The 20540-nt window shown below is 42.3% G+C and carries 13 protein-coding genes; 2 read left to right on the top strand and 11 right to left on the bottom strand.

The features are described 5' to 3' along the window. Window position 1 precedes the first annotated feature (1 nt). A complete protein-coding gene (locus LCL91_RS01310) occupies window positions 2-1405 on the top strand; it encodes an ammonium transporter (protein ID WP_224879305.1) in 1404 nt (467 codons plus the stop codon). 581 nt (window positions 1406-1986) lie between these two features. Here LCL91_RS01310 and asnB read toward each other — a convergent pair. From asnB to LCL91_RS01285, 5 genes are all read right to left on the bottom strand, one after another. Beyond that, on the bottom strand, window positions 1987-3828 hold the full coding sequence (gene asnB / locus LCL91_RS01305) for an asparagine synthase (glutamine-hydrolyzing) (RefSeq protein WP_224879302.1): 1842 nt from the start codon (window positions 3826-3828) through the stop codon (window positions 1987-1989). Between the two features lie 105 nt (window positions 3829-3933). Beyond that, entirely contained in the window at window positions 3934-4929 is a 996-nt protein-coding gene (locus LCL91_RS01300) for a class I SAM-dependent methyltransferase (protein ID WP_224879300.1), read from the bottom strand. A gap of 16 nt (window positions 4930-4945) precedes the next feature. After that, window positions 4946-6277, bottom strand: a complete 1332-nt coding sequence (locus LCL91_RS01295) for an FAD-dependent oxidoreductase (protein WP_224879298.1) — start codon at window positions 6275-6277, stop codon at window positions 4946-4948. A 185-nt stretch (window positions 6278-6462) separates the two neighbouring features. After that, on the bottom strand, window positions 6463-9321 hold the full coding sequence (locus LCL91_RS01290) for an EAL domain-containing protein (RefSeq protein ID WP_224879296.1): 2859 nt from the start codon (window positions 9319-9321) through the stop codon (window positions 6463-6465). A gap of 187 nt (window positions 9322-9508) precedes the next feature. Continuing rightward, a complete protein-coding gene (locus LCL91_RS01285; protein ID WP_224879294.1) occupies window positions 9509-9859 on the bottom strand; it encodes a DUF1516 family protein in 351 nt (116 codons plus the stop codon). Window positions 9860-10028: 169 nt separating this feature from the next. Between LCL91_RS01285 and LCL91_RS01280 the strand changes: the two genes are divergently transcribed. After that, on the top strand, window positions 10029-11225 hold the full coding sequence (locus LCL91_RS01280; RefSeq protein ID WP_224879292.1) for an ornithine--oxo-acid transaminase: 1197 nt from the start codon (window positions 10029-10031) through the stop codon (window positions 11223-11225). Window positions 11226-11269: 44 nt separating this feature from the next. On the opposite strand, the gene LCL91_RS01275 is transcribed toward LCL91_RS01280, so the two are convergent. The 6 genes from LCL91_RS01275 to LCL91_RS01250 all read right to left on the bottom strand — a co-directional run bounded on the left by LCL91_RS01275 (window position 11270) and on the right by LCL91_RS01250 (window position 20482). Continuing rightward, window positions 11270-12694 carry an NAD-dependent succinate-semialdehyde dehydrogenase gene (locus LCL91_RS01275; protein ID WP_224879290.1) on the bottom strand — a complete coding sequence of 475 codons (1425 nt, stop codon included), beginning with the start codon at window positions 12692-12694 and terminating at the stop codon, window positions 11270-11272. A gap of 69 nt (window positions 12695-12763) precedes the next feature. Further along, complete coding sequence (locus LCL91_RS01270) at window positions 12764-13639, bottom strand: fumarylacetoacetate hydrolase family protein (RefSeq protein ID WP_224879288.1); 876 nt, start codon at window positions 13637-13639, stop codon at window positions 12764-12766. Between the two features lie 156 nt (window positions 13640-13795). Then, window positions 13796-14971, bottom strand: coding sequence for an efflux RND transporter periplasmic adaptor subunit (locus tag LCL91_RS01265; RefSeq protein ID WP_224879286.1), 1176 nt, complete (start codon window positions 14969-14971; stop codon window positions 13796-13798). Window positions 14972-14994: 23 nt separating this feature from the next. Then, window positions 14995-15645: a hypothetical protein gene (locus tag LCL91_RS01260; RefSeq protein WP_224879284.1), complete on the bottom strand. Its 651-nt coding sequence runs from the start codon at window positions 15643-15645 to the stop codon at window positions 14995-14997. A gap of 310 nt (window positions 15646-15955) precedes the next feature. Then, window positions 15956-19306, bottom strand: a complete 3351-nt coding sequence (locus LCL91_RS01255; RefSeq protein WP_224879282.1) for an AAA family ATPase — start codon at window positions 19304-19306, stop codon at window positions 15956-15958. Between the two features lie 15 nt (window positions 19307-19321). Beyond that, window positions 19322-20482, bottom strand: coding sequence for an exonuclease SbcCD subunit D (locus tag LCL91_RS01250; protein WP_224879280.1), 1161 nt, complete (start codon window positions 20480-20482; stop codon window positions 19322-19324). Window positions 20483-20540 lie beyond the last annotated feature (58 nt).

Below are 20540 nucleotides of genomic sequence, written 5' to 3'. Positions count from 1 at the left end.
GATGAAAAAAATGACTGGTTTGTTCGCTCTTCTCTTCCTTCTTTCAGGTGGGCATGTCTTCGCAGCAGGTGATGCTACAGAAGTCAGTGCCTTGAGTGCTTCAATGGATACGGTTTGGATTATGATTGCTGCATTTCTCGTATTCTTTATGCACGCAGGATTCGCAATGGTTGAAACTGGATTTACTCGCTCGAAAAACGCATTAAACATTTTAATGAAAAACTTACTAACGATGTCGATCGGTGCAGTTCTTTACTTCATTGTTGGTTACGGATTCATGTTTGGTTCGTCAGCGGGCGGGTTTATTGGGAGTGATGGCTTCTTTCTTTTTGGACAATCTGAAAATCTTGGATTCTTTGTATTCCAGGCCGTCTTTGCAGCAACTTGTGCAACGATCATTTCTGGCGCAGTAGCTGAAAGAATGAAACTAATTAGCTATATCGCTGTTACAGTGATCATGATTGGATTTGTCTACCCAGTCGTAGGCCACTGGATCTGGGGTGGCGGATGGCTTGCAGAGTTAGGCTTCACGGACTTTGCAGGATCAACGGTCGTTCATATGACTGGTGCGCTTGGAGCCGTTGTTGCCGTAGCGTTTCTCGGCGGACGTATTGGGAAATATTCGAACGGCAAGGTCAATGTTATTCAAGGACATAATATTCCACTCGGCGCTCTTGGCGTATTCATTCTCTGGTTCGGTTGGTTTGGTTTTAATGCAGGGAGTACTCTTTCAGCAAGCGACGCACTTATTCCTACTATCGTAGCAACCACTCTTCTCTCAGCATCAAGTGGTGTCATTGGAAGTGCCCTTTATTCTTACGTGCGCTACAAGCAAATTGATGCTTCCTTAACACTAAACGGCGCATTAGCTGGATTAGTCGGCATTACAGCAGGAACAGCAAGCGTGTCCCCGATTGGCGCCATGTTTATCGGTCTCATTTCTGGAGTTATTCTAATTGAAGCCGTTCAACTGATCGACCGTCGCGTGAAATTGGATGATCCAGTTGGAGCAATTGCCGTTCACGGTGTGTGTGGGGTATGGGGAACTCTAGCAGTCGGACTATTTGCTATCGATGGCGGATTATTCTATGGAGGCGGCGCATCCCTCATCCTCGTTCAAGCAATTGGAATTCTAGCTGTTATGGCCTGGACAATGGGAACAGTCGGCACCTTTTTATTCATCTATACTCGTTTCTCTTCGATCCGCGTTTCGCGTGAAGAAGAAATTCAAGGACTTGACTTCGCAGAGCACGGCTCAACAGCATACGAACTTAGAGGCGGTATCCTTAACAACAACGAAAGCCCATCCTCCCCCTCTCCATTCGGCCACGGCCTAGTCGAGCGACTCAACGGACTCGAACCAGGAGTAAAAGAACAACCAGCCGAAGCAAAAACTAGTGGGTAAAACGAAAAGCGAAAGCGCCCGTTTAGACACGGCAGGCACTGGAGCCTTTTCATTTGAACACGGTTTTTGTGTTCGGATGAAAAGGTGAAGTGACCGAGTGTCTGGGTGCTGCAGCTAGACACGAAAAGCGGAGCCGAGCGTTTAGAAACGGAGATATTGGAGCTCTTGAACTAGAACACGCCCTTTGTGTTCTGGTGAAAGAGTGAAATATCGCAGTTTCTGCGAGTCGCAGCTGGATCTACGAAAAGCGGAAGTGGGCGTTTAGGGTCCACAAGCGCTGGAGCCTTATCAAAAGAACACGGTCTTTGTGTTCATTTGATAAGGTGAAGCGATCGAGACCCTGCCCACTGCAGCTGGATCTATGAAAAGCGGAGCGGGCCTGCCTAAATCCGCAGGATGTTGGAGCCCTTTCGAATGAGACGCTTTTTGTCTCAATCGCAAGGGCGAAACAGCCGGAGGATTTGGCCCGCGCAGCTAGACACGAAAAGCGGAAGCGCCCGTTTAGAAACAACAAGCACTTGGAGCCCTAAACTATAAACACCAATAGAAAAGGACCGGAGCCCATCGCTCCGGTCCTTTTCTTAATCCACTAAATTCACGTTATGATGTTCCATCCAGTAATTGATTTGAGCAAGGTGAGCAATTAATTGTGGCCCCGCCATTAGCTGACCGAACCAAGGCACTTTAAATGCTTTCCCTTCTGAATCGATAATTTCTTGAACAACTTTTTGATCGATTAATTCGTGGAGTGGCGCCTGCTTATTATTGAGCGTATCTTGAAGCCATGAAGAAACAGCTTTCGTATAAGCCGGGTTATACGTTTTAGGATAAGGGCTTTTTTTACGGTAGAGCACATCATGCGAGAGTGTTCCAGTCATCGCTTTACGCAATAGCCCTTTTTCTCTTCCATCAAGCATCTTCATGTCCCACGGTACATTCCAAACGTATTCAATGATGCGATGATCGGAAAACGGCACCCTAACTTCTAAACTAGCCCCCATGCTCATACGATCTTTGCGTTCAAGTAACGTTGTCATAAACCAATTTAAATTTAAATAAAAGAGGGCTCTTCTTTTTGCTTCGATTTCACTTTCGCCATCAAGCGCCGGGGTTTCTTGAATCGATTCACGATACCTTTCAATCACGTAGTCTTCTAATTTCAACTTATTCCGAACGTCTTCTTTTAACATCGCCTGTCTTTCAAGAGTGGACCGCATCCATGGGAACTGTTCTTGATCTAATAGCTCTGGTTTATGAAACCAAGGATAACCACCAAAGATCTCATCTGCACACTCACCAGATAGCGCTACAGTTGCGTGTTTTTTGATTTCCTTTGAGAACCATAGCAAAGATGAATCGACGTCAGCCATGCCTGGAAGATCACGACATTCAATCGCTTCTTTTAGATGATGAACAAGCTGAGCTGTGTCAATCACACAGTTCGTATGATCTGTTGCAAGTTCTGCTGAAACCTTCTTAATCCAAGGTGCATCTGAATTAGGCTGAAATTCACTACTCTTAAAGTATTTATCATTATCCACATAGTCTACGGAAAAAGAGCGAAGCGTACCTTTCCCATCATCCTGAAATGCGCGCCCAGCAACCGAAGTAATCGCACTAGAGTCTACCCCGCCGGATAAAAACGTACAAACGGGAACATCCGCTACAAGCTGCCTTTTAATCGAATCTTTTAAAAGATCGCCAACCTTTTCCACCGTAGTATCAAGGTCATCCGTGTGCTCGGTACTGACAACATTCCAATAACGCCAAATTCGAATTCCGCTCCGTTCAAATTTCATAGCAAATCCCGGCCGGAGCTCACTGATTCCACGAAAAACACCGTGACCTGGCGTACGAGATGGACCTAGGCCAAAGATTTCTTGTAAACCACCTCGGTCGATCTCCTTCTTGACGTCTGGATGCGTAAGTATCGCTTTAAGTTCAGATCCGAATTGAAGCGAACTTCCACTTTGACGATAGAATAATGGTTTAACTCCAAGTCGGTCTCTTGCAAGAAAGAGACGTTCTCCATCCCAAATCGCAAAGGCAAATATACCATTCAAATGATCCACGCACTGCTCTCCCCACTCAACATAGCATGTTAAAAGAACTTCCGTATCTGAATGAGATTGGAAAGTATACCCCTTACCGAGGAGAACTTTGCGTAAATCCTCTGTATTGTATAACTCACCGTTATAACAAATGGTATAGTTGATTTCCCCATGCTTTCTTGTCATCGGCTGACTTCCACCAGCCGGATCGACAACGACTAAACGCGTATGACCAAATCCACAATGACCATCAACCCAATGGTTTGATGCATCAGGTCCTCTTTTTGATAAAGTTTGCGCCATATGCTGGAGGACTTTCTCTTCGCCTGTTAGACTTTTCTTCCAATCCACCCATCCCGTTATCCCACACAAAAAGATCTTCCTCCCCTCATTGCTCTCTTTTCACATTATGCATACGCCTAAGTTTCGTGCAAAATGTCTCAGTTACAACGAAAAAAAGAGACCTTTTAAAAGGTCTCACACTTTTTGAAAACGCAAGAAGTACCATGCGCCTTCTTTGACAACGGGTTTTACCTGCTTTAATTGAAATCCAGTTTCAGCAGCAAGCTCTTCCATTTCCTTGCGACTCGGCAACGGAAAAAGATTATCGTGTGCACTCATGAAGCTATTAAACGCTGCTGAAAAGGCAAGGCCATGCTTGGATTCATGCATTGGAGTGATAATGAGAAGCTGACCATTTCTCCCTGTTACTTCATAGGCTTTCTCAAACAGCTTCACTCGATCCTCAGGGGCAAAATAGTAAAGTAAATTGTTCATCATGGCTACATCAAATGGCTCCCCGTCCCATTTCCACGTCATCATATCATCAGGATACAGGTTAATCGGTGATTTTAACGGAAAATGGATGTTCTCCTCTGCATCCAAACAAACCGATCGATTTTTCTCAATTCCAACAAGTTTCATATGTTCAAGCTTCGCCCCAATACGCGATAAATAACCTGCATATCCTGCACCAAAATCAATGACAGAAGTTGCATTTGTTGATTTAATAGCTTGATAAATTTTTGGAAAAGCAAACCGTTCAATAAAGCTTGATGTCGCTGCAACAGTTCCACCATAATCTTCATCCTGATATAAGGCATGCTGATCTTTGTTTAGTAAATCCGGATAAGAAAGCAGAATCGGAATATGTAATTCCATCATTTCTTTTAATAAAATGCCAACAGACTGGTCACTGTTTTTGGAGATAGACTCTACCATATGTTTCTTTGAACGAATGTTTCCATTCTTTTCAGTTGTTAAATGACCGATTGCCACACCAACATCGGCCCACCTTGTTAGAAGCAGTTCATTCATGTCTCGTTTGGTCGCAACGCTTGAGACGGTTGAGCCGGATTCGAATTCATCAAATAAATCATGTACATATCCTACGTGAGCGTGCCAGGCATATAAAAAGGGCTCATTACTTTTCATCCATTTTCGAGCACGCCAGATTTTTTTTATTTCTTTCATTTTACTTCCTCCCGTCTCATTTGCGATACCACGGATAGTCATCTTCTTTTGTAAACATCATTTTCTCTTCAGGATACTTACTTAATTTCCCATTCCCTATCGAAGCTGGAATGAATCCTGCTTGTTTCATACGATCCAATAAGGTGAATTTCCAAATCCCCAGCCCCGATGTATTCAGCATCTGTTTAAAATGAAGGAGCGGGGAATGCTCTGTTTGGTTCACTCCCTTTATACGAAGCTTCTGCCACGGACGATAAGGAAATGAGTAAAGCAATGCAGCCTGGTGGCTTAATGTTGAAACATATTCTGCTCGCGGCTTTCTTACTTTTTCATACCACTTTAGATGCTTCCAATCCGTTTGATCCGTTTCAAACATCCAGCAGAGAAGTTCTCCTAACACATCTGAATCCTGAATCGCCAGGTTCATCCCTTCACCTGCCATAGGGTGAACGCTATGTGCCGCATCTCCGGTCAAAATCAAATTGTTCTTCACGTAATGTGAAACATTGTGTCTGACCGGAATCATGAGCTGAATCTTTTTCCACGTATCAATCTGTTGCACGTATCCTTCCAGTTCAGGCATGAGTTCACAATAGGCACGGTAGAACGATTCTAGCCCCTCTTCCCGCATCGTCTTAAATTCGCCTGGTTTAATTAAAAGAACGCTTCTCACTTCGTTGTTTGGAAGTGGGAAAAGGCCAACAAATTTATTTTGAGTCGTAATAATCGTTGACTGATCGAGCGTTTCTGGTCTGGGAAACGAAACTGTTAAAAAATGGTGATTGTATTTCGTATTCTTCATTTCAACTTCCATTGCCGTTCTTGTCGGAGACGCCCTTCCCTCGGCGCCAATATAAAAGTTAGCGTGAATTTCACGCTCTCCATCTTTCGTTTGAATAATGGCTTTCCTGTTCTCGGGCTCTTCTTCAGTAAAACCCGTTAATTTAGCTGGTTGTATATAGTCAACCGAATCATATTTCGAAGCCTCTTCAAACAAAAGTTCTTTTAGTCGCTCATGTGGAATCATAAGTGACGTGTTGTATGGAGAGGGAATAACATCGTAGCGGAATTCATTTGCGCTAAGCTGTTCCATCGAACCATCTTCAGTTTGGTTATATTCATAAAACTCGATCGAAGGTAAAAGAAACCCGTTCTCTTTCACAACTTCTAACACATTAATCCGATCAAGAACTTCAAGGCTCTTTGGCTGAAGCAGTTCTCCTTTATAAATCAACCCACTCTTTTTATCTTTTTCAATTAATAGCGTTTTCACATTACACTGTCCTAATTTCACAGCGAGTGTAAGTCCTGATATGCCCCCACCTATGATCATCACATCGTAATCCATGTACCATCACCTCTTTTTCGCTACTTTTTCTATTCCCTTCCAATTGATGCTTGAAACAGACGAAGCACATTCGAGAATAGTCCCTGCGGCGAATAGAACAATCGTTTTAAAGCTGAGCCTCTTAAACCGATTTTTCAAGTGCAATAACCTATAAAAAAAGACCGACCACAGTGGGCCGATCTTCCTTACGTTGCTAGCGGAAATCGCTTTGATAGAAGAAGCTTTTCAAAACGATCTTTATTCAAAGGTTTACTATAGAAAAATCCTTGAGCAAAATTACAGCCGAAACTTCGAATTATGTCTCCCTGCTCTTTCGTTTCAATTCCTTCTGCCACGATTGATAAATTCAACCCTTCGCACATCGTGATGACAGCTTTTACGATCGCTGCATCTGCGTTATTTTCTTGAAGGTTTCGAATAAAGGATTGATCTATTTTAAGGATATCAAGCGGAAAATCTTTTAAATAACTAAGAGATGAGTAACCAGTACCAAAATCATCGATCGATACTTTAATTCCCATTCCTCGTAATTCATTTAACATCGAAATACTGTAATCGGTATTGACAAGCGTTGTGCTCTCCGTTACTTCTAGATGTAACGAATGAGGCGAGAGTCCTGAAGCTCTTAAAGCTTCTCTAACGGATTCAACGAACCGCTCACTCTGGAACTGCCGACCAGATACGTTAACACTAATGGATAAATCGTCGTATCCAAGCGCCTGCCACCTGCTCGTTTGCATGCACGCTTCATTTAACACCCAAATGCCAATTTCTTCAATCAAACCAGTTTCTTCTGCGAGCGGTATAAATTGAGCTGGAGAAACGAGACCTAGCTTCGGATGATTCCAGCGGATCAAAGCTTCACAAGCATAAATTTTCTTCTCATCAAGGTCCACTTGAGGCTGGTAGAATAACGTGAGCTCTTCTTTCTCAAGCGCTCTTCTTAAGTAACTTTCAAGTTCCAAGCGTTCAAAAGCTTCATCTGTCATTTCATCTGTGTAAAACTCAATATAGTTAGCACCCTGTTGTTTGGCTCGATCCAATGCGATATAAGCATTTTTCATGAGCGTATCCAAATCCTGTCCATCCAGTGGAAACAGACTAATCCCGATGCCAACTGTCATAAAGTACTCCACATCATCAAAGAGAATTGGCTGTTTTAGATGATCAACAACACGTTTTGCGAGCATTAACGCATCCTTTTCACACGTAAGTCCTGGAAGGAGAACGGTAAATTCGTCCCCACCAAATCTTGCAAGAACGGCGTCATCTTTAATGGCCTCTTTTATACGTGATGTTACTTGTTTTAGAATTTGGTCTCCACGCTGATGACCAAGGCTATCATTGATTAACTTAAACCGATCAAGATCGATGAACATCACCGCTAGTTTTTCTTCTTCATTCTTTAATGATTCATTTAATAATTTCTCAAACAATAGGCGATTCGGTAGCTCTGTAAGAACATCATAATACGCAAGGTGAGCAATTTTCTCTTCAGCCTTTCGCTGATTCATAATGTTTTTGGCAATTCCGTACGCACCTGTAATTTCTCCATTTACAATGATCGGGATATTTGTAATGGTAAATAACACGCTGACTCCGGATTTATGAACAAGATGAGCATCATACGTTTGAGCCATCCCCTGGAACGTTTGATAAAATTTCTCTCTTGTCATGTGGACATCTTCGGAAGAGACAAACTGAAGGGAATGCTTACTCATCACTTCTTCAGAAGCATATCCAAGTAACGATTTTAGTGCCGGGTTGACACTCGTAATTTTACCGTATACATCAACAGAGTAGACAAGATTCGGGTTTTGTTCAAACAGAGATTTAAAGCGCTGCTCTGACTGCTGAAGATTGGTGTTTAACGTCTCTAACTCTTCTGTGGAAGCTTTAATTAAATGTGATAGTGCCATTAAACCATCCAAGTCATTCATCTCCTGATTGTGTAATGGTAGATGCCTTACAGCTTTTTGTTCGACATCTTTTTCGTTGAAGTGCGCAAAGACCATCCTGTTTTCTTCGTAGTGAAAATCAGTGCCATTTGAGTAATATTCAGATTCAAGTAAAACTGATGTATGTGTGCAAAGTTCCTCTAGACTATCAAAATAACGAACAAACCCGTTTGCAAAAAGCTTCGGAAGTGAAGCAGATGAGAAAGAAAAAAGACTTCCTATGCCATCCATTTCAGCGAGTTTTTGAATTCTTTCATAAGAGTGAGCCATTTGCGTGGCGTCTCCATAAGAAAACTGTAACCTCGATCCTTTAGCAAGAAACGCGTTAATCGTCACAGAACCATCTCGGTGTTTTTTTAAAACGGAAATTGGCGTTTCTTTTCCATTTAGTAAGTGAAGCAAAGGCACATGCGCGGACGACTCAGGTAGCCGTTTCGCCATATCATACCCTAAATACTTCTCATAGAATGCTAGTGAAGAAAGACCTTCTATTTCAAAAAGACGGGAGCCAAGCGCTTTTGTAACCTCGAACGATCGTCCTGCTGGTTTCCAAAAGGTTTCTTCATACACTTTTGTTTGCAGGTTCTGTCCACTTATGCGGGCGCCTACAATCCCATTTGATAGAATTTGCTGACCTGCTACAACGAAAGAAGCCTTGTTCATTCCAGAAGCTTTACCACCTATAAATGGTGTGGTTCCCATCATTGCTAAAACAGTTTGATCATCGATTCCACTATTAAATAAAATAACAACTTCGTTTGGATCCCCTTCAAACGGTTTAGAGAAAGTGGAACTTTCAATGACAAATGGTTTCACTTTTGCATGGTCAAACGTTGTGAAAGAAACCAGAATGCCTTCTGTTACCGAGCTACTTTCATAAAATGCGGCTTCCGCGGTCGTCCCAATTAGCACGGCATGAGGTATGAAAGTCGTTATCGTCTGTGCAACACCAGCCGCACGCTCTTTGTTATGCGAAAAGCTATATAGTTGAACGAAGACGGCATGCGCCTGAAACAATTCCGAGTGATTCACCATATATTCGCGCAGGTTTTCTTTGTGCGAGACCTTAACTGAAAATGTTCTCAAGCTTTTCACACCTCATCCTTCAATGCCTTTAATTCGAAAGTTTTTATTATGTCTATAATATCAAAAACTCGAATGTACGAATACATCTATTCCAGAAATATGCCAATCTACCCTACTTCCTATATCGGCACAAATAAATGAAACGTTTAATAGAAAAAAACCACCTCTAATGAGGTGGTTTCGGGACTTATAGCTGATAAAGATGCAGTACAGAATACCCATAAAATACAACGAGGAGAAAAGCGAACATAAATTGTAGCCAAAATGGCCAAATGATTTTTTCTTTTTTTCCTCTTACCAGAATCATTTCCATTGAAAAAATGAGCCAAAGCGCAACCACACCTTTTACAATGGAAGGACCCCAAAATTGATACCCTACAACAAGGAACATCCCCGTAATAACTGTAAGAATATAAAATATCCGAAGAACCAGATGAATTTTATTTTGCGATTTTCCTTTTCCAGCTCTCATCAAAAAGTAGCTTACAAGAAAAAGAATAAGTGTTAACCCCCAGGCCGTATAATGGGCATGTAGCATTCATGATCTCTCCTTTTACCACAGTATCTTACTCATCATATCACGAAAAACTGTTCTGAGCAGGTAATGGAACATCCTTCCTAATTTCCCTCAAATGATAGGAAGGAAGCGATTTCATTGTTATACTAGAAAGGAAGCAAGAATTAAACGAATGGGAGTGAAAGGTAATATGGTACAAACAAAAGACATTATCCAAATGACAGAGCAATACGGTGCACACAATTATCATCCACTGCCAATTGTTATTGCAGAAGCAGAGGGTGTTTGGGTTAAAGATCCTGAAGGTAATCGTTATATGGATATGCTTAGTGCTTATTCAGCAGTTAACCAGGGACACAGACATCCAAAGATTATTCAGGCCTTGAAAGATCAGGCTGATCGCGTAACATTAACTTCTCGTGCTTTCCATAACGATCAACTGGCTCCTTTTTACCAAAAAGTTTCTGAATTTACGAACAAAGAGATGATCCTTCCAATGAATACGGGTGCAGAGGCAGTTGAGACGGCCGTAAAAGCTATGCGCCGTTGGGCTTATGAAGTGAAGGGCGTAGAGAAAGATAAAGCAGAAATCATTGCTTGTGAAGGAAACTTCCACGGTCGTACAATGACGGCTGTCTCTCTTTCTTCTGAAGAGGAGTATCAGCGTGGATTTGGTCCGATGCTTCCAGGAATTAAATTGATTCCATATGGTGATCTTGAGGCGTTAAAAAAAGCAATCACCCCAAATACAGCTGGCTTCTTATTTGAACCGATTCAGGGTGAAGCTGGTATTAACATTCCTCCTGAAGGTTTCCTTAAAGAAGCTTATGACTATTGTAAAGAGCAGCGCGTTCTATTCGTTGCGGACGAAATTCAAGCCGGACTGTGTCGATCTGGTAAGCGTTTTGCATGTGATTGGGATAACGTTGAACCTGATATGTACATTCTCGGTAAGGCACTTGGTGGCGGTGTATTTCCAATCTCGTGTGTAGCAGCCAACGAAGAAGTACTCGGCGTATTTACTCCTGGCTCACACGGTTCAACATTTGGAGGAAATCCACTGGCATGTGCCGTATCGGTTGCGTCATTAGAAGTTCTCGAAGATGAAAAGCTTGCCGATCGCTCTCTTGAACTAGGAAACTACTTTCAAAATAAATTGAAAGCCATCAACAATCCTGTCATTAAAGAAGTGCGCGGCCGGGGTCTTTTCATAGGTGTTGAACTTCATGAAGCAGCTCGTCCATATTGCGAGAAGCTAAAAGAAAAAGGCTTACTCTGCAAAGAAACGCACGAAACGGTCATTCGATTTGCTCCTCCGCTAATCATTAGTGAAGATGACTTAAACTGGGCAATCGAACAAATTACTGAAGTATTATCTGTACAATAGCAATAAAGAAAGCCTCGCTAAATTTAGCGAGGCTTTCTACTATTCTATAACCCGATTGAAACGTATTTTGTTTCAAGATACGCCTCTATCCCTTCATGACCGCCTTCACGACCAATGCCACTTTGCTTCATGCCACCAAACGGAGCCTGCGCAGCTGACGGCACGCCGTCATTCCAGCCAACAATTCCATAATCAAGCGCATTAACCACATAATTTCCTCTTCGAACGCTTTCACTAAAGACGTATGCCGCTAAACCAAATGGTGTTTGGTTCGCATATTTAATCGCTTCATCATCCGTTTCCACCTTTTGAATCGGTGCAACCGGTCCAAACGTTTCTTCATTCATAATGAGCATGCCAGGCGTTACATCTTTCAATATTGTTGGACGGTAGAAATAGGATCCATTCTCTTCATATCCTTCTCCACCAACGACGCATTCAGCGCCTTGACTAAGCGCATTTTGGACGTGCTTTTCCACTTTTTCGTAACCATCTTTATCAATCATTGGGCCAATGTCTGTCCCTTTCTCCAATCCGTTTCCTACCTTAAGATCTTTCGTTTTATCAGCGAACTTTGAAATAAACTCATCGTAAATTCTTTCTTGTACGTAAACGCGATTACCGCATATGCACGTTTGACCGCCATTCCGAAATTTCGACGCTATCACGCCATCTACCGCTTTATCAATATCCGCATCATCTAGTACAATAATTGGGGCATGTCCACCGAGTTCAAGTGAAATATTTTTCACGGTTTCTGCAGCCTGTTCCATCAATTTCTTACCGACCTCTGTTGATCCTGTAAACGTCATTTTACGAACGTGGGGGTTACTCATGAGCTCGCCTGCGACTTCAGAAGATTTTCCCGTAACGAGGTTAACGACCCCTTTTGGTATTCCTGCTTCTTCACAAAGCTCTACAAGTCTTACGGCCGTTAGTGGCGTTGCAGAAGGCGGCTTAACGACAAACGTACACCCTGCAGCTAAAGCTGGCGCAAGTTTACGCGCAATCATTGCTGCCGGAAAGTTCCATGGGGTTATCGCCCCAACAACACCTACCGGCTGTTTGCGGACTTCCATCATGCGCCCTTCTTTATGTGGAGGAATTGTCCGTCCATATACTCGCTTTCCTTCTTCAGCAAACCATTCAACGAAAGAAGCGGAATACGCTACTTCCCCTTTTGATTCATGAAGCGGCTTCCCCATCTCAAGCGTCATCAACTCAGCTAGTTCATCTTCATGCTCCATCATAAGGCCATGCAGTTTCTTTAAGTATGATGACCGCTCATAGGCAGTGAGGCTTGACCATGCTGGAAATGCCTGGTGTGCAGCGTCAATTGCCTTCTTCGTTTCCGATTTACCACCTACCGGAACAGTACCAACGAGTTCTCCAGTTGCCGGGTTGTTCACTTCAAGCTTTTCTAGATCCTGACCTGTCCACTCACCATTAATGTAATGAAATTTTTCCATTTGCTAGCCCTCCTAGTCGGTTCTCTGGATAACAATTCCTTTTTTGAGAATAAATTAAACACGAGAACGTTATCTTATACTTATTTCATTACGTAAAGTGCCGATTCCTTCTATGTCAATTTCGATGACGTCTCCATCTACCAAATACTTAGGCGGATTGAATCCCTTGCCTACCCCAGCCGGTGTCCCGGTTGCGATGATATCACCAGGCTCTAACGTCATGCCCTTTGAGAGAACGTGGATCAGCTCAGGAATAGTGAAAATGAAATCAGACGTGTTGCCATTTTGTCTCACATCTCCATTTACTTTCGTAACAATCGTTAATTGATGAGGATCGACTAAGGAAGATTTATGTAGAATAGCAGGACCCATTGGACAGGACTGATCAAGACTTTTCCCTACAAAAAACTGACCATGCTTTTTTTGAAGATCCCTCGCTGTAAGGTCATTGATAATCGTATAGCCGAAAACGTATTCCATGGCTTCATTCATGTTAATACCTTTTCCTTCCTTACCGATCACAATCGCAAGTTCTCCCTCATAGTCAAGCGCTTCAGCTAGCTCACGTTCAAATGTTAATACTTGGTCTGGGCTGCTCACGGTTGTCGGCGCTTTCGTAAAAATCATTGGATGCTTTGGAATGTCTTTCTCACTCCCCATTTCAATAGCATGGTCGCGATAATTTTTTCCGACACAAACGATATTTTTGGCAGGTTTCATGATAGGAGCTATGATCTCCACATCTTCGACTGAAACGTTATACTGAGCTGAAAATTCGTGAAAATCATCTAAATGCAATTCCTCATGTTGGATAAACGCACGCAAATCAGGTATATCGATTCCTTGATCGTGATAGTAAGTTTTCAAATTAACTATTTGCTCATTCTTCTCATCTAAAATCCCAAACCCAGCTGCTTCTTTGTCCTTAAAAGACACAAATTTCATAATAAACTTCTCCCTTTTTTTAACGTTTAAATAATCGATTTAACAAACACAAATCTATTATGACATGAACGCCACATTGCTTTCATGAATATTTCAATAAATTCTGTAAAATAGATGAGAGTATAGAAAAAACCTGTATCTCTACAGGTCTTCCGCTCACCCTTTGCTTTCAGTGTCGATGTCCGGTTTTTCTTCTTGATCTTGCTCTTGCTGCTCTTTCTCTTCCTTCTCTGAAAGCAATTCCGTAAAGGCTTCTCTAGGCTCTGTTAACACTTTCTCTTTTAATTGTAGACCTGAAAGAATTTCAACCTTGCCACCTTCAATTCGACCTTGCTCTACTTTTCTTAAATGAAGCTCATCTTTCTCATAAACAACAACATAACTCTTATCATCTTTTTCAATAATACTTTCTTCTGGTACAGAAGGAGCATTGGTATTTTGATGAAGAGGGATGTCAATGACCACGTGCGTACCTGCGTTCATATCACTTTCTTCACTTAATATAACGTTAAAATGATACATACTGAGACCCGTCTCTTCATCCACTTCATAAGGTCGATCTTCTAGTATTGTCAGCCGGCCCCTTGCTGGTTGTCCTGGATAAGCCCCTGAACGAATAACCACTTCTTGATCCACAGCTAGCGTCGGATAGTTCAATTCATTAACCGAACCTTGAACCGTCAGCTTGTTTGACAATAGTGTTACGACGCTCTCCCCGTCTTCTGGCGTTCGGTTTACTTGCTCCACGGTTCCATCAAGGGTTGAATCAACGGATAATTCTACTTGTTCAGTATCTACCTCAGCAATCTGGCGCTCCAACTCTTTCACATCAAGCTCTGCAAGTCTTTTCTTATACTCTGTATCTCTTATTTGTTCTTCGACGTCTAACTGTAATTGAAGCTTTTGCTCATCTTCTAGATCTTCGTTTGATTCAATTCTAGATGACTGAAAAGCAAGGTCGTTTAGCTGATCATCAAGGACAGAGACAGCTGTTTCTGCCTTGTTCAATTGGGCTTGTAAATCTGATACATTAACGGCCTCCCCATTATCATATTCAAACAGGGACGTACCTATTGAAACATCGTCTCCTTCTTTTACGAGCACATTCGAGATATCCCCTCGAGATGATTGATAATAATAGGATTCCTCTAATTCCGGAATAAGGATCCCTTCGAAAGTTGAAAGTTCCTGATACGTCTTCCCTTTTACCGTAACAGTCTCAAGCTTCTTCTCTCCTGCAATCACACTCTGTATAATCAGCGTGTTCGCAGTAATAAAAAGAAGGATAACAAGCGTAACGCTAATACTAATCCACAGTGACTTACGTTTCACAGATTGACCCTCCAACTTTTTCATTAAAATGCCGTTCTCATATAAGCCGTAATCGCAACTATAAATACGTTTAAGATGATAATCCAGAAAAGAGCGTAGCCTCTTGAGACCGTAGTACTCTGCCTAATTGCCGCATACTGAACAAACGTGCCCCATGCAAGAAATAGCGACAAACTATAGCTAAAATACAGCCAGAATGGAATGTTTGTTAACAAATCAACGTAAACACCTAGACTATACGGGGAAATGAGCGACGGTTCATGAAGAAATGGGATAAAGGGTAGCTGTAGAAGCATACCGATTAAAAGAATAAAGACAACATAGCTATGTATGTAAGCAAGTCTTTTGAAGCCAACTTGTTGGAAAAACGGCCAGTATAGTAGCGCACCTCCTACCACAATAACGATTAATGTCAGAACACCAAGTAAACCATCTGTGATGACTTCACTGAGGACAAAAAGCATGCGCTCGTCAGGGGCAATACCTGTATATTCTGGCATTTCTCCAGCATATTTAATGTTCATAAATGATGTAATGCCAACAATTAGAAAAGAAAAAATAGTGAGTAAAATTAAGCGCCACCACGATCCTTTCAACCGATAGGCTGAATGAAGTGGTCGAAAGTGTGAATAAGGTTTAAAACTTCCTAAAACTAGTCTCATAGAATGCGACATCCATGTTCCTCCTATGTAAGTTACCTCAACTACTATTCATATTTTTACATAAACTCTCGTATTTTGACAGTATCTTTCAAGAAAAAAAGAGAAAACATGTTGAATGGACATGTTTTCTCTCTGTTAAGACGCACCTAGACATGCATACCTCTGCTATATACTAGTACAGCTTGTGGCCAAGATGGCACTTTATTGGCTAAAATCTTGATATATTGGCCATTTTTCCTTTTTATTGGCCAAATTCGAAATATATTAGCCAAAGCACCAATTTATTGGCTAACAAGAATTATTCTCGCAACCATACCTGCCCTTACAACGATTCCATTTCGACACGACTTCCTCGACCAGATGGTTCTGAGGGAGAGACAATCACTTTTCTCGGCAACCTTGCCCTAAGTTCTGGTACGTGACTGATGACCCCGACGGATAAACTCTCGTTTTGTAACTTTTCAAGCGCCGTGATCACCGTATCTAGCAGCGATTCGTCCAATGTGCCAAACCCTTCGTCCAGGAAGAAGAATTGCAGTGGATGTGCTCCCCTTAGTTGAATTTGTCCAGAAAGAGCAAGTGCGAGCGCAAGAGAGGTTAAGAACGTTTCGCCTCCAGATAAGGTGGAAACCGGTCGCTTTACTCCTCCGTTCGCATCATCTCGAATTAAGAAACCTCCAGCTGAATCAACCTCAATCGCATACCTTTGGGAGGTTAAATCACCAAGTTTTTGTGAGGCGTCGAGACTCACTTGTTCGAGCTGTTCAGATGCAATAAACTCAACAAAACTATTTCCTCGGAAAACTGTTTGAAGCTTACCAAGCTTTTCAAGTTCTTCACTTACCGTTTTTCGGATCGTTTCGAGTTCCATATACCGCTCATGTCGGTTTGTCACATCATCGAGATGATGACGTGCTGCCGCAAATTGAGAGAGCGCTTCTTCTCGAACTTCGTTTGCTTTTGTTGCGTGCTGGATCGTTTCCTTGTAATGATCTTCTGAGATCGTTCTTCCCGCAAGCTTTTTGTTAAGCTCACCGATGGAGTACTCCGTTTGCTTCCATTCATTCCAATACGCTTCCACACGCTTTTCCCAATTAAGTTTCTGTTCCTGCGATACTTCAGCATTTCGAATCTGGGTTCGATTTTCGAATATAGAAGATGCTTCAGCCGCTTCATAAGTTTCGATAGCCTTCTTTAAACGAAGTTGCGCATCATTATTATAGTTCTCATCAGCTGCGGCACGCCTTTCCACTTCCTGATGACGTTCTTGTGCATGCTCCAGTTTCTCGAGCGAATCTTTTTCAGCCTGACGAATCTCATTTAGCTGCTTATTGACTTGTGCTAAACCTTCTTGTGCAGACGTATTTCCGACAATCGCCACATAATCTGCGTCTGCTTTTTTCAATTGTTCAGTTAGTTGATGAATCGAACTTGTTAACTCTACCTTTCGGACAGAATACTGCTGCATCTTTTCCTGAAGGTCTTGAAGACGTTGTTCTTTTGCTTCGATATAAGGACCGCTTTTCAAAAGTCTTTCACGAATAACGTCTGCTTGTTGATCCATTTTTTCAATATGAACCACTTCCGCTTCAACTTGGTGAACGGAAAGAGATAATTCTTTCTGAATGGTTTCCTCAATCGATGCCGTTTCTTTGCTTAGATCCATCCGTTTCTCAGTCTTGGATTTAAGCTCGTTCTGAACTTGCGTCAGCTGATAAGCATACTCAGAAACTGTTGACTGCTTCTCTTGAAGGTTCTTCCCTAAAAGCTTCACTTTCTCTTCTAATTCACGTACATCTTGAGCAAGGGACTTCATCTCAGTCAGAATTTCTTCTACTGAAAAGTTACGCTTCACTTCGTTCAGGTCCTTCTGAACGTTAGACACTCCTTCTTCTTGCGTTGTCATCGCATCAGACATTTGTTCTAGCTGATACTGAAGCTGCTTCGCTGATTGGAGCTTATCTTTTAACGTATCACGGGTTTGTTCCTTTTTCTGTAGGAGATCTTTGATCTCCGCTGTATGATCTTCTCCATCTGCGAGGTGAACATGTTCCTTTGCTCCACATACAGGGCATGCCTCGCCTTCTTCTAACCTTTTTGCAAGCTGAATCGCAATGGCATGCGTTCGACTTTCATCTAGTTTCCGCTCGTTATGTTCAACGTCCTCTTGAATCGTTTGGATGTGCTGTTCGAGCGTTAATTTGTGGGAAGAGACAGCATGGTAAGTTGAAAGCACAGCTTGGTAATAGCGTGTATACCGCTCTCTCATTTCATTCAGATTTTTTATGTTTTCCTCATAAAGAGGGTGCAGTCGTTTTTGTTCATTGTCCTGCTTTTTTTCTTCAATTTGGGCCGATTCAAGCTGTTTACTGAGCGACTCGAACTGCTGCTTTAAACTTTGTGCTCTTCCCACTTTCTTTCGTTTTTCTGGGGTAACCTGTAGGCTTGTAAGTTCTTCATTTAACTCAGACTGAAGCGTCCGGGCTTTCTTCAAATCTTGTTGCGCTTTTGATGTTTCCTCTTCAGCCGCTTTCGCTTCTTTGTCATGTTGGGTAGACTGCTGTTCCATATCTTTTAACTGTTTGGTAATCTGATTGATTTCTTTTTCGAGAGCTAAACCTCGCTCAAGATCATTTAGTTGTTTAATAAGGAGCGGCTCTTGCTTCTCTTTGTTCGATCGTTCTTCCTCGTATGCTTTTTTCGTTGTTTGAAAGAAGGACTTCATTTCTTCTAATACACGTTTCGTCTCTTCGTAACGACTCTTTGCATCCTGTACTTCTTTCTCAGTCGCTTCAACCGCATCTAAATAGGGTTTTATTTGCGCAGCCGCCGTTGCTTGGGCGATCTTTTCTTCAATTGCATCGATTTCAGCCTGACCTTTTGAAAGCGTGTCTTTCTTAGCTTGGAGGTCTCCAAGCTGTTGTTGAAGATTCCAAATTTCCATCACGTCTTCTTTTTGCTTTTCAGCTGAAATGAGATCTTCTTTCGCTTTTTGAGCTGCTTTATCAGCCGTATCCAAAGCATTCTTCGCTTCTTTAAGAAATTCTTTTGAGGCATCGCCAAGGCCGGTTTGCTCGGCGGATACTTCATTTAAATGATGCTTTTTCTCATCCACTCGTGATTTTAATCGACGGTTGAACTGATCACCATATTTTTCAAGTTGAAAAAGGCGCTGAAGCATCTGCCTTCTTTCTGTTCCTTTAAGTGATAAAAACTCCGCAAATTTCCCTTGAGGTAGAACAACAGCTCGTGTGAAATCATCAATTGTTAAACCGAGAATTTCCTGGATTCTTTGAGAGACATCGCGGTCTTTATCTGCTAGTACCGTATTCTCTTCACCAATTTCGATCAAACGAGAATTAGCAGAGCGAATGGATACATCGCCTGACCTTTTATACGTACGTTCTACACGATAGCGTAAGTCACTTAGTGCAAACGTAAATGACACAGATAAGGTGTCTTCAGCGTGGTTCATAATCCCCTGGGTATTATTTGTTGCCCGTTCAACTTTGCCGTAAAGAGCAAGCGTCATCGCATCAAGAAGAGAGGATTTCCCACTACCTGTTGGGCCAAAAATCCCGAAAATCCCTCCCTGACAAAGCGTTTCAAAGTCTATCTCTTGTTTTTCACGAAAACTATGCAGTCCTGAAACGGACAAGGTAATTGGTCTCATTTGCTCACTCCTCTCTTACTCCTCTTCCTCTGACTGTGATAAATCTAGAAAAAGCTGAACAAGTTCATCATCTGGTACAGCACCATCTGTTTGCTTTTCATAAAACCGTTTAAAAAGCTCTTCTATTGGTAAATTCGCATACGACACTTCACGCTGCTCTTCTTTCTTTTTGAAAACGGGTCTAATATGTATAAAGCCTTTATGTTGACTGCGAAGACGGTGGATTTCTTCAATAGAAAGCGTATCACTTAAATGCACTTCAAGATCGATCCACGCTTCCTCGTCTTTTCCTTCTTCTAACCATGTATACACTTGTTCGATTCCTTCATCTGCAACCCAGCGCACAAGTGGTTTTCCGGACTGTAAAGGAATTTCACTAATGTGAGCTAGTCCATCCGGCTCAACATCAATAATCGTCACTGATTTGGCTTGATTGGCCTCCGAAAAGCTATATGCGAGAGGAGAGCCTGAATAGCGGGCAAGGGCAGAACCTTTCGTAATGGTCTGAGGGCGGTGTAAATGTCCAAGGGCCACGTACTGCGCTTTTTCTGGCAAGGAATTAGCAGACACGGTATAAGCGCCACCAACTTGAATCGGTCTTTCTGAATCACTTTCACGACTTCCAGCTACGTAAATGTGGCTCATCGCAATGTGAACAGCATCCTCATCACCTGCCTCAGATAAATCGCTAAATAGTTTTTTTACGCGATCATCATAAGCGAGCTGAAGCGCATCTTCTTCCTGACCTTCTGTTAAGCATTCATTTAATCGCGATTCCGACGGATAAGGAAGAGCCGCGATGGAAAGCTTTTGGCCATTACGAACTGTAATGTCAACGGGATCCGTTGTCGGAAATCCTATAATGGTGATGCCACTTGTATGAGCTAACGGACGTGAAGCCGATAAGCGTTCTGGATTGTCGTGGTTGCCCGAAATAATAATAAGTGGACGCTCGCCTCTGCTCGTCAATTTCACAGCAGCTTCATAAAAAAGGGTTTCTGCGGCTGCTGGGGGGTTGACGGTATCAAACACGTCACCGGCCATTAAAATCGCGTCTACATTTTCTTCATCTGCAATCATTTGAAGCTCTTCAAGAAACGCTCGCTGTTCAGGAAGGCGGCTTCTACCTTCTAATGTTTTTCCAAGATGCCAATCAGCGGTATGAAGCAATTTCATGTTTCTCACTCCTTATCAGTTTATTTTTGAAACGAATAAGCCGGACAATCGCCCGGCT

This window comes from Guptibacillus hwajinpoensis (assembly GCF_020171785.1).
GTDB lineage: Bacteria > Bacillota > Bacilli > Bacillales > Guptibacillaceae > Guptibacillus > Guptibacillus sedimenti.
The sequence above is the reverse complement of the archived record's forward strand: the minus strand, read 5'-3'. Positions and strand labels throughout refer to the sequence as shown.

Excerpts from the sequence above, each read along its gene's own strand:
- LCL91_RS01310 (WP_224879305.1), top strand. The coding sequence starts at position 2 with ATGAAAAAAATGACTGGTTTGTTCGCTCTTCTCTTCCTTCTTTCAGGT.
- LCL91_RS01300 (WP_224879300.1), bottom strand. The coding sequence starts at position 4,929 with ATGAAAGAAATAAAAAAAATCTGGCGTGCTCGAAAATGGATGAAAAGT.
- LCL91_RS01295 (WP_224879298.1), bottom strand. The coding sequence starts at position 6,277 with ATGGATTACGATGTGATGATCATAGGTGGGGGCATATCAGGACTTACA.
- LCL91_RS01285 (WP_224879294.1), bottom strand. The coding sequence starts at position 9,859 with ATGCTACATGCCCATTATACGGCCTGGGGGTTAACACTTATTCTTTTT.
- LCL91_RS01280 (WP_224879292.1), top strand. The coding sequence starts at position 10,029 with ATGGTACAAACAAAAGACATTATCCAAATGACAGAGCAATACGGTGCA.
- LCL91_RS01275 (WP_224879290.1), bottom strand. The coding sequence starts at position 12,694 with ATGGAAAAATTTCATTACATTAATGGTGAGTGGACAGGTCAGGATCTA.
- LCL91_RS01270 (WP_224879288.1), bottom strand. The coding sequence starts at position 13,639 with ATGAAATTTGTGTCTTTTAAGGACAAAGAAGCAGCTGGGTTTGGGATT.
- LCL91_RS01260 (WP_224879284.1), bottom strand. The coding sequence starts at position 15,645 with ATGTCGCATTCTATGAGACTAGTTTTAGGAAGTTTTAAACCTTATTCA.
- LCL91_RS01255 (WP_224879282.1), bottom strand. The coding sequence starts at position 19,306 with ATGAGACCAATTACCTTGTCCGTTTCAGGACTGCATAGTTTTCGTGAA.
- LCL91_RS01250 (WP_224879280.1), bottom strand. The coding sequence starts at position 20,482 with ATGAAATTGCTTCATACCGCTGATTGGCATCTTGGAAAAACATTAGAA.